This window comes from Brucella lupini (assembly GCF_002252535.1).
GTDB classification, from domain to species: Bacteria; Pseudomonadota; Alphaproteobacteria; order Rhizobiales; family Rhizobiaceae; genus Brucella; species Brucella anthropi.
Genome location: NZ_NNRN01000031.1, coordinates 189,869 through 203,390 on the forward strand (window position 1 = coordinate 189,869; position 13,522 = coordinate 203,390).

Here is a 13,522-nt window from a genome sequence, read left to right on the forward strand (position 1 = left end):
ACCTCACTTTTTCTCCATCACGCATTGCAGCGGATGCTGGTTTTGGCGGGCGAAATCCATGACCTGGCTAACTTTGGTTTCGGCGACTTCGTATGTAAATACGCCGCACTCGCCGACGCCGTGATTGTGAACATGCAGCATGATGCGCGTGGCATCATCCTGGTTCTTCTGGAAAAACCGCTGCAGGACATGAACGACGAACTCCATGGGTGTGTAGTCGTCATTGAGGAGCAGGACACGATAGAGGCTGGGCTTCTTGGTTTTCGGCTGTGTACGCGTAACTACAACGGTGCCGTTTTCCGGACCATTTCCGCCGTCAGTCTTGCTTTGCATGACTATATCGAGATGCCTCATGAAACCTATTACCCGGATGCCCATCTGCCTGACCCAACTTGCCCTATTATGTAGGTCGTCATGTGGTGATTTTAAGCCCTTCATTGGCACTTGCAACCGGGACTTATTGCAATAACGAGGCTTGACACAGTTATATGATGTCGTCCGAACGATAGGTCATGACAAAACAGCTCTATGTAAAATAGCCGGAGCACTTCGCTGCCAAATAATATAGGTACTAATAATTGGACCTAATAAACTCGACCCTATAAAAAGCGGAACACAAATTGCGGTTTCACGAATACGAAAAAAGTACTAATTTTCTCACATAATCAAAACATTAATAAATGCATTAGGGCTACTAACAGAACATACTTTTTAAAACCCGCTCATTTCTAGAGGCTGCCTCTCCCCTTCCACCCAAACAAGGCAGCAGCAAAACTAAACTCGCGCAAGCGGGTTTTTTTGTGTTGTGACACCACTGCCTTCCCCTGATACGAACACCGCATTTCATTGACACATCTGCGTGAACGTTCGCAACGCACCGGGCCTGAACGGACTGTCAGCGTTACGGCTTCCTCAAAATTTTTCCGAAATTTATGAACAACACGGTTACCATAAACGGATTGGTAACGCTGATGGCAGTAGGATCACCGAATTAGACGCTGTGTGCCTTTTGTGTCGCAGTTCAAAAAATCCGGGATACAGGTAGGTCATCATCGTGCGTACCGCATTTAGTAAAGTCGCATATGCCTTGAAAAGAGCGGCGCAAGCCACCCTTCTTCTTGCAGTTGTAACGGGGTGTTCGACAGCTTCGACAACGATACCGGCGATAGCGGCTAGCGATAGATATGCAGCGATCGTGATCGATGCGAACACGGGCAAAACGCTGTTTGCCTCGAATGCGGATGCGCAGCGCTATCCAGCTTCCCTCACCAAAATGATGACTCTGTATATGCTTTTCGAGGCAATGCAGGCAGGGCGTATGAACAAGGACACGCGTATCCCGGTGTCCGCCTATGCCGCCGCACGTCCGCCCACAAAAATCGGCTTCCGTTCGGGGCAAAGCATTCGTGCTGAAGATGCAGCGCTGGCCATGATCACAAAGTCGGCCAATGACGTGGCAACTGCCGTCGGCGAGTATATCGGCGGCTCCGAAGAGCGCTTTGCGCAGATGATGACAGCAAAGGCTCGCCGTCTTGGCATGCGTAACACGACGTTCCGTAACGCATCGGGCCTGCCGAACATGGCGCAGCATACGACTGCACGCGACATGGCGATCCTCAGCATCGCGCTTCGCCAGCATTTCCCGAACGAATTCTCCTATTTCTCCCGCCGCAGCTTCGTTTTCCGCGGACAGACCATCAACGGTCACAACCGTTTGCTCGGTCGCGTTGAGGGCGTGGACGGCATCAAGACCGGCTACACCAATGCATCCGGTTACAATCTGGCCTCTTCAGTCAGTCTGGATGGCCGCAGGCTCGTAGCGGTGGTCATGGGCGGCAATACCGGTGCCAGCCGCGACGCCCATATGACTCAGCTCATCCGCAAGTATCTTCCTATGGCAACGCGTAGCCGTAACGCTGCACCGCTCGTCGCCATGCGCAACGATGCACCGCAGGTCGTTGCTTCGATCGATCTTCCCAAGGCCAAGAATGCCCCTGTTCCGGTAACTCGTCAGGTTGCAGCCGTGGATGACATCATCAACAACGAAAGCGGTGAAGGCGATAGCGACCAGCCTCAGGTTCTGGCACTTGCAGCACCGACCGCGCGTCCTGCTGCGCTGGCCGCGCAGGCTGCGATTCGCCCCACACCGAAGGCCGCCGTCCCGTCTGCACAGGCTCAGGAAGTCGATCCGGTCACAACCGCCTCAGCTCCTGCTGCCGGTGGCTGGGCAATCCAGATCGGCTCCCTCCCGAGCGAAGGTCAGGCGCGGGACATGCTTGCCAAGGCTTCTGCCACAGCAGGTGGCACACTGCGTGCGGCGTCGCCCTATACCGAGACCTTCAACAAGGGTAGCGCAACTTTCTACCGCGCGCGCTTTGTTGGCTTCTCCTCCAAGCAGGCTGCTTGGGATGCCTGCGCCTCGCTGAAGAAGAAAAACTTCGGCTGCTATGCAGTCGCGAACTAATCGATTGCGAGAGGTTCTGCCCCCTCGTTGCCAGCTTCAAACCCGAATTTGTAGTGCGTAGAGGGTTTCGAGATGTCAAATATGAGAGAAACTTTCGGCCAGCCGCCGTTCAAGACTGCCGACTGGACACAGGATGAAGGCAAGACTTCAGCCTTCGGTGCATTGTTCTCGGTGCAAGGCCTCAAGCAGGCTGCCCTGCGAATTGCCGATGTAAGGCGAGGCACCGGCTTTCAGACCAAAGATCTGGTCGGGCTGCTCATCTGCCATGCAGCCCGCAACAAGCGACTAGTTCAGCCACGGGCGTCCATGCGGATGACCCTGCCGGTGAATTTCGACCGAGTTTCTGTGCGCCTGACGATAGAAAACTGAATGAACACCAGATGAAATGAAAAAGGGCCTGCCGGTTACCCGGCAGGCCCTTTTACATGAGTGTGTCAATCTTCAAAGCAATCCCAGAGCCGCCAGCTCCTGGCGCAATTCAGCAGGCAAGGCAGCCCTGCCCGCTTTACCCGCGGCTTCATCACGCGGGACTTCATTTTCAGCCAGATAGCGCCAACCCTGAAAAGCACGGCGTGGCTGCCACTCGGTCGGAATGACCTTGGGTTCGAGAACAAGGTGACAGCGATTGATACCCTGCTCATCCGTAAATGGACGAACATCCAGCAGGCGCTGACGGCATTGGACGTTGCCCTTGATAACCCAGTAGAGCGAGCCACCTTCCAGCAGCTCATCGATCCGTTTCGGAACCATTCTCGTTGTGTGAAACTGTTCCGGCACCAAACCGGCCGCACGCTGTTCAGCGAGACGGAAATCGATCCAAGCCGCGAGATCTTCGATACTGTCGCAGCCGACACAAAGTTTGACGAGATTGAGAGCCATAGGGGTGATTTAGCCAAGACGAATGCGCGCTTCAAGCCTGAAGCATCGCATTCCGCCCAGAATTGCGAATCAACAGGCGACCACGTTGACGGCGAGACCACCCTGACTGGTTTCCTTGTAACGCTCGCTCATATCGTGACCGGTCTGGCGCATTGTCTCGATACAAGCGTCGAGAGGTACAAAATGCTTGCCGTCGCCCTTGACAGCAAGTGACGCTGCGGTCACCGCCTTCACCGCACCAAGCGCGTTACGTTCAATGCACGGCACCTGCACAAGTCCGGCAACCGGGTCGCAGGTCATGCCAAGATGGTGTTCGAGCGCAATTTCAGCAGCATTTTCAATTTGCTCAGGCGATCCGCCAAGCACAGCGGCAAGACCCGCTGCCGCCATTGCCGATGCTGATCCTACTTCGCCCTGACAACCAACTTCCGCGCCAGAAATCGATGCGTTGTGCTTGATGACACCACCAATTGCGGCAGACGTCAGGAGAAAATCGCGAATGCCTTTCTCATCGGCATCATCATGAAAATGCAGATAATAGCGCAGAACCGCCGGTACAACGCCTGCAGCGCCATTTGTTGGTGCGGTGACTACCCGGCCACCGGACGCGTTTTCTTCATTGACTGCCATCGCGTAAACCGAAAGCCAGTCATTTGCCAGAAGCGGGTTACTGCGATTATTGCGCCAGTCATCCTGAAGCTTATCATGAAGCTGTCGCGCACGACGACGGACATTCAGGCCGCCCGGCATGACACCGTCCCGGCTCAGTCCACGCTCGATACAGCCACGCATGGCCCCCCAAATACGATCGAGACCATTATCCAGATCACCGCGTGCCATATGCTTTTCTTCATTGGCCCGCTTCATTTCGGCGATCGACAGCCCGCTGTCGTGGGCCATCTCAAGCATCTCAGCAGCACTACGGAACGGAAACGGCACATCAGCCTTGTCGTCCTGCTTTGCACCGCTGCGCTGAACGCGGCTCAGCTCTTCTTCGGTCACCACAAAGCCGCCACCGATGGAAAAGTATGCCCGACGCAAGAGAAGATTGTCATCGGCATCGAATGCAGAGAAAGCCATGCCGTTGGCGTGCCCCGGCAAAGGAGTCTTCCGATCCAGTACGAGATCGACCTTCGGATCGAAATGATAGGCCGGATGTCCTTCGGGTTTCACCTTCTTCTCGGTAAAAACCTTCTCAACTTCAACGTCCATAATGTCGGGATCAATCGTATCCGGCAGATGACCGCAGAGCCCCAGAATAACGGCTCGATCCGTCGCATGCCCGACGCCGGTATATGCAAGAGAGCCGTGCAGGCTCGCTTTCAACCGGTGGATTTTCGAATGCGCAGGCCGTGGCCAGTTTCCGCCTATAATTTCATTGAGAAACATGCGCGCAGCCGTCATCGGGCCCATCGTATGCGAACTGGAAGGCCCAATGCCAATCTTGTAAAGATCGAAAACCGACAGAAACATTCCACACCTTCTGCAGCCGTCATAAAGGCTGATTGATTCCTGATCGCAGCGTCGCCCGCGATTTGCCTGATCGTCCATTCTAGACAAAAATCGGCAAAAAGTCGCTAACGCAGAAACCGCGTATCTCTATCAGATAGTGTAGGAAAGGATCAACGCAAACGGAATGCTGAAATGCGGCATCAAATTTCCGGAATACGTAACGCCGCCTGACTTCTAGAGCATTTCCTGTTTTGTTTGATTCATTGGAAATGCTCTATCCGTTTGTTTTCACGCATGTCTTTATCCCGAAACCGGTTCCCACTTTCGGGAGACATGCTCTAGACGGAGAACAGATAGGCCATGAGGATGACAGCAGCGAGACCAACGACTGCCCAGAGCGTAACGCCCCAGCAGGATTTTTGAACGGTTTCGTCCATGGAGATTTTGGCAACCTTGTTGTGCAACTCTTTTACACAGCGTCCTTCACAACGCTGTTACCAATCATATAGCTTCGTGAACAACGGAACGCAACGGCGAAAAGCGACTGAATTGTGGCGATGAATTTTCAGGATTGAACATACGCTTCATGAAAGCTTTCTTTATCAATCAGTTACCAATAGATAACCTTAACAAAAGCTTTAAAGTGACGGCAGAAATGCGGCATCAGGTTTGAGGTAGAAGCATATCTGTCTTGCCCGCCAACCAGTAAGCGGCAAGTCCTACCCACTCACGCATGGCCACGCTGAACCGCGAAAGCGCTTCATTCGGGGATTCGAGATAAAGGGCAAAACGCTCGCTGGCGCGCGTCTTGTAGTCTACCGGCCAGGCGACAATATCGAAATCCGCCTTGCGAAAGCAGCCAACGGATCGCGGCATATGATATGCGGAAGTCACCAGAAGCCACGTTTCGCCGGGCTTGGGCTGGGCCAGTTCTTTCGAGAAAATTGCATTCTCAACCGTGTTCCGAGACTTGTTTTCATAGATGTAACGTTCGCCGGAAAAGCCGAAATCTACCAGCATCTGCCGCGTGCTATCTGCCTCTTTGACGGATTCTTCGAAAAAGGCTCCATCACCTCCGGAAACAATAACCCTGGCGTCTGGATATAATCTCGCCAGCCGCATCGCTTCGAAAATGCGGTCGGCCGCGCTATTCAACTCGAAACCTTTGCGCCCGGCATTAACGTCGCCATTCATATAGCCGCCAAGAACAACGATCCCATCCACATGTCGTGGCATTGCATCCGGCTTCGCGAAACGATCCTCCAGCGGGGCAAGCAGAACAGAACCCAGTGTCGTGAAAGCCGCAAAAAACAGAATGGCGATAGACAACCCCAGCACACTCATACTGAGCCGTCGGGAACCTCGCCATATGGCCAGAAAAGCAATCAGGACAAGAACGAGAATTATCGTAACAGGTTGGAAAAACAGCCAGAAAATCTTCGACAGACTAAAAAACAATCAAGCTCTCCAATATCCAGCCCTCTGTCCGTGCCCATGCCAGCACGAATCCGTGTGCGACCGCATACTATAGTGTTGCAAAAGCCTGTGTTAGAGATTTGCCGGGAATCGAAAAACGCCGGATAGCGCTATCCGGCCGGAAGGAACCATGTCTAACATCACGCCCCAGGATATTGCACCTTCGTCCCGTATTCGTCTCGGGCGCATCGATATTGCGCGTGGGATCGCGCTGATTGCCATGGCGATCTACCATTTTGGCTGGGATCTTGAGTTTTTCGGCTATATGGCGCCTGCCACAACTGCCCATGGGGGCTGGAAGCTTTTCGCCCGCTGTATTGCTTCAAGCTTCCTGTTTCTGGTCGGCTTCAGCCTCGTTCTGGCGCATGGCAACGGGATTCGCTGGAAATCAATGGCGAAACGGCTGACACAAATCGTAATCGCTGCGGCCGCGATTTCAGCAGTCACATGGTATATGTCGCCGGACAGTTTCATCTTCTTCGGCATCCTTCACCAGATCGCTCTGGCAAGTGTGCTCGGTCTTATTTTCCTGCGGCTGCCCGCCATTGCAACATTGATCATTGCAGCGTTGGTCATCAGCGCCCCACTTTACGCAAGCGCCGATATTTTCAACAATCCCGCGCTCAGCTGGGTCGGCCTTTCGACCGTAGCGCCGCGTTCGAACGATTATGTGCCGCTGTTTCCTTGGTTCGGAGCTGTCCTTATCGGCATGGCGGCGGCGCGCATGTTTCAGCGTTTTGGATGGCTTCAGCTCTTGGCTGGCGGGATCAAACCCCAGTTTCTTGAAAAGCCGCTGACATTTATCGGCAGGCATAGTCTGGCTTTTTATCTCATTCATCAGCCAGTTCTGATCGCGCTAGTTTATGTCTTCTCACAACTGATGCCTCCGGCACAGCCAACACCGCGAGAAGCTTTCACGCAATCCTGTGTGGCTGCATGCCTGCAAAACGGAAGCGAACAGCTATGCCAGCAGTTCTGTGGCTGTGTCGTAACAGAGTTGGACAAGGCAAAACTGTTTGATGATGTCTTTAGCGGCAAGATTGATCAGGAGAACAACAGCACGGTCCAGGATATCGCACAAATGTGCTCACCGGTGCCCGATACTCAGTAAAACAGATCAGGTATTGACGCCCAGTTCGGCAAGACGTTCGATGCAGGATTCCTCGATCTGGTCGAGTTCGCCCAGCGTCTCCTCAATGTCGCGTCGCTTCTGGCGAAGATCGGCGCGTTTTTCCTCAACGCGCTTCATGAGCAGCTTCAGCTGCCCCGTCTCGCCGGGCGGCTCACGATACATCTGGATGATTTCGTGGATTTCGGCGATCGAAAAACCAAGCCGCTTGCCACGCAGAATCTGCTTGAGAAGATGACGGTCGGCGGGACGGAACAGTCGTGTGCGGCCACGTCTCACAGGAGCGATCAGGCCTTCATCTTCGTAGAAGCGCAAAGTACGGGTTGAAATACCGAACTCGCGCGTCAACTCTGTGATCGTATAATATTCGCGCACCACAACATTCCTGCCTTATATCAAGCGGACCAGCCTCTAAACCGAATTGTGTTCAGAGGCTAAGTTGTGCTCCCCCATTTACGTAAAAGTCAACATTAAACCGATGCGAACTAAAATACATCTAGCTACAATTTGGCCGAAAACCGGAATAATCAATTTCACTTACCGCCACAAACGGTGAAGGCTTTTCCAAAGGGTATTGAGCTGAAACCCCTTAATTTCCGCTGATTTCCCATGGATTGCGACTTGCCATCATATTGCCGCTCATGCGTTATGAACTTGCGGAAACCAGTTACAAATGGCGATTCATGCGGCGCTCTATAAAATTTACCTTGATCGGACTTGTCGTCATCGCTGTGATAGGCGCGGCCCCATTTGCCGTCGAACCAATTGTCGTGAAGATCGGAGAAGGTTCGATTCGTCAGCTCGCCAGAGACGGTAATTTCTGTCAGACAGAGCAATGCGACGAAGGCATGAATTACGCGCTTGGCTTTCTCGAAACCAATTATGCCCTGTCGCCTCACGACGTTAAATGGTGTATGGGCGTCGATGTCATTTCCCATTATGAGTTGCCATTCGGTAACGCATTGAAAAAGTCAATAACCGACCGAATGTACCAACGTTGTGGCGATCCGAAGCAAGATGAACCACCCGGCGATCATACGGATGAATAAAGGCGCTCTTCATGAAGCGATTTTTGCGCATTGGCGCCTGGATGATACTTCTGGCCATCCTTGCAGTTACGATCAGCCCGATTAAATTCCGCCCCGTGACAGGTGAGCCCGTCGATCTAGAGCGGTTTGCGGCTTTCTTTCTGGTCGGAGCCTTGTTCGCCCTCGCCTATCCTCGCCACTGGATGGGTGTTCTTCTGCTGACAGTCGGCTGCGCCGCACTTTTCGAACTGATGCAACGTTTGGCACCTGGGCGTCACGGCGAGTTCATAGACTTTGTTTTCAAGGCGGCCGGAGCCATATTTGGCATTGCTGTTGGCTATGGCCTCAGCCTTATGCGCCCTTTCCGGCAAGAAGGCTGATCAGGCAGCGGGAATAGCCTTCAGTCTGTCGCCTGCCGTTTCACGCATGAATTCCAGATGGATCGAACGTAGCAATGCGGCCAGATCGTCATTGGCAGCAGCAAATCGGCCGCCCCCGACAGCCTCACACATGAGTGCTGATATTTCCGCAGCGCCCATACGCTTTCGCCCGGCAGCAACCGCCCGCCAGGCCTCGATGGCAACAATCAAGGGCGCATGCGTGGCATCGCTCAATCCGGAAGAGCGAAGAAGCGCAGCAAGGGCAGCAGGACGTCCGCCCGAAATAATCGCACAAATCCGCCTATCATCGAGATCGGAAAGTGCGCCCAGCAAGCTGGCGAAGAAATCTATACGGCCTCCGGCAACGGCACGGATAACAAAACTGGTCGTGATTTCACCGCGCAGACGCAGATGTTCGACCAGCGCCGGGAGTTCTTCTTGTGAACAGTTTTCCGCCAGTTGCATTGAGGCACGAGCGGTCGCATCGCCTACAACCTTATCGGCGCGGCGTTGACCCAGAAGCAATTTCACCAGTGGAAGAGATTGGAGAACCTCTCCGACTTTCACTGCGAGTAGATGACGGCATTCAGCCGGAAGATGCGGATGGGCCAGCAAGGCTTCCCGTACGACAGCATCATGTCCGCAGCGCTCGCTGATGCGCCGAAACGAAACGGGGGCGATACGGGCGCAGCTGTTGAAGAGCATTTCAGCAACAGCTTCATTATTCCCGACTTCGGCGATTGCCGCCGCGACTGCGAATGAAACATGCGGGCGCGCGGCAATCAAAACCTGCATCGATGGAGCGCTATAGGCCACACGATCAATCAGATCAGCGTCGCTAAGAAGCTTTGAGCGTGCAAGGATATATCCCGCCACCTCAGGTTGATCGGCTGCAAGCGCCGTTACGATATGCAAAGGCGAATGCACGCTGGTCGAAAGCACATCTGCAATAGCCATGCGAACTTTCGGGGAAGGATCATCAAGCAAAAGCGTCAATGCGGCTTCTGCATGTGCACGAACATGATCAGACTGAAGCTGGTCAATACATTGCCGGGCCAACTGAGCAGTGCGGACAACGCGCGCAGCTACCGGCTCGCAGCCACCGACAAACGTATCTTTTTCGATATACATTCTGGCCCCGCTCCAGATCGTTCTTGTATTCGAAAATGATAAATTAAAATGGTTTACGAGCGGTTTACCATGTTTGTTAACCGCATTGTCGCAGCATGGAACCGAACGCGTTTTCACTCGTTTTATCGTCATCAATTCAACGGAGACTTCAAATGGCCGACGAAAAGATCACGAACGACATCCAGCAGGCTCTCGAAAAGCAGATTGCCGATATGCGCACTGAACTGAAGCGCCTTTCAAAGTCGCTGGCGTCACATTCTGGCGAGCTGAGAGAACGCGCGGAGGATGTCATGGATGATGCGTCCGGTCGTTTCCGTCATGCCGCGCAGGCCGTGCGTGAACGCGGTCAGGTCGTTGCCGAAACGGTTCGCGAAAACCCAGGCACAGCCACGACCCTTTTCGGAACTGCCGGAATTATCGGTATTCTCATCGGTGTTGCCATCGGGTGCGCCATTTCTGATCGCCGCTGAACAGCAAGAACAGCCTGATACTTATGCCCGCGCTCAATGCGCGGGCTTTTGTTTGCACTCTTTACGAGACGGTTGTGGTCTGCTAGCTCCCGGTCATTGGCAGTTTGCCACCGGTCGCAGCCTACCCGGTCAAAACAAGGATGAGCGCAATCAAGCGCTGCAAGACTGCGACGTGGCTTGAAACAAAGGCACGCAAATGTCTGAAAAGACGATATATTCCGATCTCAAGCAGCTCGGCTCCAACGCTTCGATCCCACAAAATCCGGAAGATGCCATCCTTGAAAGGGTCGCAAATCCGCAAGCGGGAACGCCTTACTGTGTGCGCTTCACCGCACCTGAATTCACCTCGCTATGCCCAATGACGGGACAGCCAGACTTTGCGCATCTGGTCATCGACTATGTTCCCGGCCAGTGGCTGGTGGAAAGCAAATCTCTGAAACTGTTCCTGTTTTCCTTCCGCAATCACGGTGCATTTCACGAAGATTGCACGGTAACCATCGGCAAGCGCCTCGTCGAGCTGCTGGAGCCGGAATGGCTCAGGATCGGCGGCTACTGGTATCCACGTGGCGGTATACCCATCGACGTTTTCTTTCAGACCGGAGCGGCGCCGCAGAACGTCTGGATACCGGAACAAGGCGTGCCCAACTATCGTGGTAGAGGCTAGAGCATCTCCAGCAAAAGTGCGAAGCAGTTTTGCGTAGGATAATGCGAAAACAAAGAGATCGAGCGGTTCCAGTGAACCCGTTTTAACTGGAACCGCTCCAGTTAATCGGAGTCGCTGTTGCGACTGAAGATCACGATCCCTATTATAGAAGCAGACCACATGGCCCCTGAAAGGACCCCCATGAAAAACTTCGCTATTCTGATTTCTCTGGCCGTTCTTGCCGGATGCGGGGGAGCTGGTAAGGCGGCCATGGATACAGGCAAGAGTTTTGATCGATTCGCCTGCATGTCGCGCAATTTCAAGGGCGAACCGCCCTGCCCGCAGCCGGAAGCTACAAACCAGAAGGCACAGTAAAACCAGAAAGGAGGCCTGTCATGGCTATCGAACCCAAGGACGTTCTCGATTTCTGGTTCTCGCCGAAGATGCGAGAGAACTGGTTCAGCAAAAGTGATGAGATCGACGCGGAAATTCGTGAGAAATTTCTGACGGCTTACGAAGATGCTCGCGCCGACAAGCTGGAACACTGGAAACAACAGCCCGAAAGTGCGCTTGCGCTCACCATTCTGTTCGACCAGTTTCCGCGCAATATGTTCCGTGGTTCACCGCGTTCTTTTGAAAGTGACGGGCTGGCCCGAGATGTGGCGGCGCAGGCGCTCGATCACGATTTCGACCGCAAACTATCGCCCGAACAACGCCAGTTCTTCTATCTGCCATTCATGCATAGTGAGCATCTGAGCGACCAGAAGCGCTGCGTCGATCTTTATGAAAGGCTCGGCGACGAGTTCTCGCTCGGTTTCGCCCGCCAGCATCACGATATCATCGAACGCTTTGGACGCTTTCCCCATCGCAATAAGGTGCTTGGTCGCGATACCACCCACGAGGAAACCGAGTTCCTCAAGGAACATACAGGCTTCTGAAATTCAGAGCGCATCCCGAAAAGTGTGAAACGGTTTTCGGGATGCGCGTTAAACAAATATCTAGAGCAGCCGATAAGGCAATATTCCGCGGCGGTCGTGATCGACCGCCAATCTGCTTTTAAGCGGCGGAACGGCGCGCTGCACACATTCAGCGCGTTCACAGATACGGCAGGAAACGCCAATCGGATCGAAGGCAGAGCGCACTGCGATGTCGAGCCCATCCGCATAGACAAAATCCTGCGCGTAGGCCACCTCACAGCCAAGGGCGATAGCGTAGCGCCGCTGAGGTGCATTGAATCCCCCCTCGCTCTTGGTCAGTTCTGTCGCAATGCAAAGATAGCGCGCACCATCCGGCGTTTCGGCAAGCTGCCGAATGATCCGTCCCGGCGTCTCGAATGCCTGATGCACATTCCATAGCGGACACGCAGCACCATAGCGCGCAAATTGCAGCTTGGCAGCGCTGTGTCGCTTCGTAATGTTTCCGGCCCTGTCTATGCGAGCAAAAAACACCGGTACGCCCCGATGGCCGGAACGCTGCAAGGTGCTAAGCCGATGCGCAACCTGTTCCAGACTTGCCCCGAAACGCGATGCCAACAGCTCCAGATCATGGCGCAGCTCCTTGGCTGCTGAAAGGAATGTCTGATAGGGCAGCATCAGCGCCCCGGCGAAATAATTGCGCAAGCCGATCTTACAAATTTCAACAGCCTCGGCAGAGCGAAAATCCGCTCGTCCAGCAATCGTGCTCACCAGTTCTTCCATTTCCAGTTCGGCGATCTGGAACGCAATCTGAAAATTGCGGGTCGAAGCGGGTGAATAAGGATTGAGATAAAGCACCCGTGCTGCAGGATCGAACCGACGCAGGACTGCCTCCTCCGGCCCGGCCCGCGCAATGTGCACACGGTGGTGCTCCGCCATATATTGCGGCAAGGCTACACCGATGTCCCGACCCGGAATATTTAGCTCCGCTGCCAGCTTTTCTGCGGCAATATCAATCTCATGTACATAATTGTCGATAAAATGGAAAAAGTCGCGAACTTCTTCATAAGGCGCAGGCTCCGCAGTAGACGGAGCGCGACCCAGCTGATTATCCAGACTTGCGAGCTGTTCGCTGTTGCGGCGATAGGCCTGATGGCAGGCAATCAGCGCATGAGCCAGCCCCGGCGCATTTTGCGTAATGAGCTTCAGTTCCTGCAGGTTCGGCTTGTAATTGTCGAAAACGGGGTCAGCCAGTGCCTCGGAAACAGCTGAAAGCAATCGATCATCATCACCCAGTGAAATGGCGCCTATATCGATCTGGTAGTTTTCAGCCAGCGCGAGCAAAACGGCTGCGGAAACAGGCCGCTGATTATTCTCGATCTGATTGAGATAACTCGTTGAAATACCGAGGCGTTCAGCAAAGCCCGACTGGGTTGCCTTATGTTGCTCGCGTATTTCGCGTATCTTTCTGCCGATATAAAGTTTTCTCGGTGCCATTTTCGCAAATTCGCATTTCGCTATTTGCAAATTTATATCTTACACAATCGCACCTTTTC

Annotated in this window: 16 protein-coding genes; 9 read left to right on the plus strand and 7 right to left on the minus strand. The window is 53.7% G+C overall.

Annotation, left to right across the window (positions count from 1 at the left end):
• Window positions 1-3: 3 nt before the first annotated feature.
• Complete coding sequence (gene clpS / locus CES86_RS04590; protein WP_061346484.1) at window positions 4-333, minus strand: ATP-dependent Clp protease adapter ClpS; 330 nt, start codon at window positions 331-333, stop codon at window positions 4-6.
• Between the two features lie 721 nt (window positions 334-1,054).
• Here clpS and CES86_RS04595 point away from each other — a divergent pair.
• Window positions 1,055-2,464, plus strand: a complete 1,410-nt coding sequence (locus CES86_RS04595; protein ID WP_012091945.1) for a D-alanyl-D-alanine carboxypeptidase family protein — start codon at window positions 1,055-1,057, stop codon at window positions 2,462-2,464.
• 72 nt (window positions 2,465-2,536) lie between these two features.
• A complete protein-coding gene (locus CES86_RS04600) occupies window positions 2,537-2,833 on the plus strand; it encodes a hypothetical protein (RefSeq protein ID WP_094513783.1) in 297 nt (98 codons plus the stop codon).
• Window positions 2,834-2,905: 72 nt separating this feature from the next.
• Here CES86_RS04600 and CES86_RS04605 read toward each other — a convergent pair whose 3' ends face one another.
• From CES86_RS04605 to CES86_RS04615, 3 genes are all read right to left on the minus strand, one after another.
• Window positions 2,906-3,343: a DUF1489 family protein gene (locus CES86_RS04605; RefSeq protein WP_010659965.1), complete on the minus strand. Its 438-nt coding sequence runs from the start codon at window positions 3,341-3,343 to the stop codon at window positions 2,906-2,908.
• 69 nt (window positions 3,344-3,412) lie between these two features.
• A complete protein-coding gene (locus tag CES86_RS04610; protein ID WP_071630135.1) occupies window positions 3,413-4,816 on the minus strand; it encodes an L-serine ammonia-lyase in 1,404 nt (467 codons plus the stop codon).
• Between the two features lie 642 nt (window positions 4,817-5,458).
• A complete protein-coding gene (locus CES86_RS04615) occupies window positions 5,459-6,253 on the minus strand; it encodes a YdcF family protein (protein ID WP_094513785.1) in 795 nt (264 codons plus the stop codon).
• 148 nt (window positions 6,254-6,401) lie between these two features.
• On the opposite strand from CES86_RS04615, the gene CES86_RS04620 reads away from it, so the two are divergent.
• Window positions 6,402-7,382 carry a heparan-alpha-glucosaminide N-acetyltransferase gene (locus CES86_RS04620; protein WP_036577842.1) on the plus strand — a complete coding sequence of 327 codons (981 nt, stop codon included), beginning with the start codon at window positions 6,402-6,404 and terminating at the stop codon, window positions 7,380-7,382.
• 6 nt (window positions 7,383-7,388) lie between these two features.
• Here CES86_RS04620 and CES86_RS04625 read toward each other — a convergent pair whose 3' ends face one another.
• Entirely contained in the window at window positions 7,389-7,775 is a 387-nt protein-coding gene (locus CES86_RS04625; protein ID WP_010659960.1) for a MerR family transcriptional regulator, read from the minus strand.
• A 308-nt stretch (window positions 7,776-8,083) separates the two neighbouring features.
• On the opposite strand from CES86_RS04625, the gene CES86_RS04630 reads away from it, so the two are divergent.
• Window positions 8,084-8,449 (plus strand): hypothetical protein, encoded by a 366-nt coding sequence (locus tag CES86_RS04630; RefSeq protein ID WP_029924641.1) that lies wholly within the window; start codon window positions 8,084-8,086, stop codon window positions 8,447-8,449.
• A gap of 11 nt (window positions 8,450-8,460) precedes the next feature.
• A complete protein-coding gene (locus tag CES86_RS04635; protein WP_010659958.1) occupies window positions 8,461-8,808 on the plus strand; it encodes a VanZ family protein in 348 nt (115 codons plus the stop codon).
• On the opposite strand, the gene CES86_RS04640 is transcribed toward CES86_RS04635, so the two are convergent.
• On the minus strand, window positions 8,809-9,939 hold the full coding sequence (locus CES86_RS04640) for a DUF2336 domain-containing protein (protein WP_029924638.1): 1,131 nt from the start codon (window positions 9,937-9,939) through the stop codon (window positions 8,809-8,811).
• Between the two features lie 152 nt (window positions 9,940-10,091).
• On the opposite strand from CES86_RS04640, the gene CES86_RS04645 reads away from it, so the two are divergent.
• The 4 genes from CES86_RS04645 to CES86_RS04655 all read left to right on the plus strand — a co-directional run bounded on the left by CES86_RS04645 (window position 10,092) and on the right by CES86_RS04655 (window position 11,990).
• A complete protein-coding gene (locus CES86_RS04645) occupies window positions 10,092-10,409 on the plus strand; it encodes a DUF883 family protein (RefSeq protein WP_010659956.1) in 318 nt (105 codons plus the stop codon).
• A gap of 196 nt (window positions 10,410-10,605) precedes the next feature.
• Window positions 10,606-11,073, plus strand: a complete 468-nt coding sequence (queF, locus tag CES86_RS04650) for a preQ(1) synthase (protein ID WP_012091934.1) — start codon at window positions 10,606-10,608, stop codon at window positions 11,071-11,073.
• 180 nt (window positions 11,074-11,253) lie between these two features.
• Window positions 11,254-11,427, plus strand: coding sequence for a hypothetical protein (locus tag CES86_RS27445; protein WP_010659953.1), 174 nt, complete (start codon window positions 11,254-11,256; stop codon window positions 11,425-11,427).
• Window positions 11,428-11,447: 20 nt separating this feature from the next.
• Window positions 11,448-11,990 (plus strand): DUF924 family protein, encoded by a 543-nt coding sequence (locus CES86_RS04655; RefSeq protein WP_010659952.1) that lies wholly within the window; start codon window positions 11,448-11,450, stop codon window positions 11,988-11,990.
• A 60-nt stretch (window positions 11,991-12,050) separates the two neighbouring features.
• Here the strand turns inward: CES86_RS04655 and CES86_RS04660 are convergent, their stop codons facing one another.
• Window positions 12,051-13,463 (minus strand): helix-turn-helix domain-containing protein, encoded by a 1,413-nt coding sequence (locus tag CES86_RS04660; protein WP_010659951.1) that lies wholly within the window; start codon window positions 13,461-13,463, stop codon window positions 12,051-12,053.
• Window positions 13,464-13,522: the final 59 nt, after the last annotated feature.

Excerpts from the sequence above, each read along its gene's own strand:
- clpS (WP_061346484.1), bottom strand. The coding sequence starts at position 333 with ATGCAAAGCAAGACTGACGGCGGAAATGGTCCGGAAAACGGCACCGTT.
- CES86_RS04600 (WP_094513783.1), top strand. The coding sequence starts at position 2,537 with ATGTCAAATATGAGAGAAACTTTCGGCCAGCCGCCGTTCAAGACTGCC.
- CES86_RS04605 (WP_010659965.1), bottom strand. The coding sequence starts at position 3,343 with ATGGCTCTCAATCTCGTCAAACTTTGTGTCGGCTGCGACAGTATCGAA.
- CES86_RS04610 (WP_071630135.1), bottom strand. The coding sequence starts at position 4,816 with ATGTTTCTGTCGGTTTTCGATCTTTACAAGATTGGCATTGGGCCTTCC.
- CES86_RS04620 (WP_036577842.1), top strand. The coding sequence starts at position 6,402 with ATGTCTAACATCACGCCCCAGGATATTGCACCTTCGTCCCGTATTCGT.
- CES86_RS04630 (WP_029924641.1), top strand. The coding sequence starts at position 8,084 with ATGCGGCGCTCTATAAAATTTACCTTGATCGGACTTGTCGTCATCGCT.
- CES86_RS04635 (WP_010659958.1), top strand. The coding sequence starts at position 8,461 with ATGAAGCGATTTTTGCGCATTGGCGCCTGGATGATACTTCTGGCCATC.
- CES86_RS04640 (WP_029924638.1), bottom strand. The coding sequence starts at position 9,939 with ATGTATATCGAAAAAGATACGTTTGTCGGTGGCTGCGAGCCGGTAGCT.
- CES86_RS04645 (WP_010659956.1), top strand. The coding sequence starts at position 10,092 with ATGGCCGACGAAAAGATCACGAACGACATCCAGCAGGCTCTCGAAAAG.
- queF (WP_012091934.1), top strand. The coding sequence starts at position 10,606 with ATGTCTGAAAAGACGATATATTCCGATCTCAAGCAGCTCGGCTCCAAC.
- CES86_RS27445 (WP_010659953.1), top strand. The coding sequence starts at position 11,254 with ATGAAAAACTTCGCTATTCTGATTTCTCTGGCCGTTCTTGCCGGATGC.
- CES86_RS04655 (WP_010659952.1), top strand. The coding sequence starts at position 11,448 with ATGGCTATCGAACCCAAGGACGTTCTCGATTTCTGGTTCTCGCCGAAG.
- CES86_RS04660 (WP_010659951.1), bottom strand. The coding sequence starts at position 13,463 with ATGGCACCGAGAAAACTTTATATCGGCAGAAAGATACGCGAAATACGC.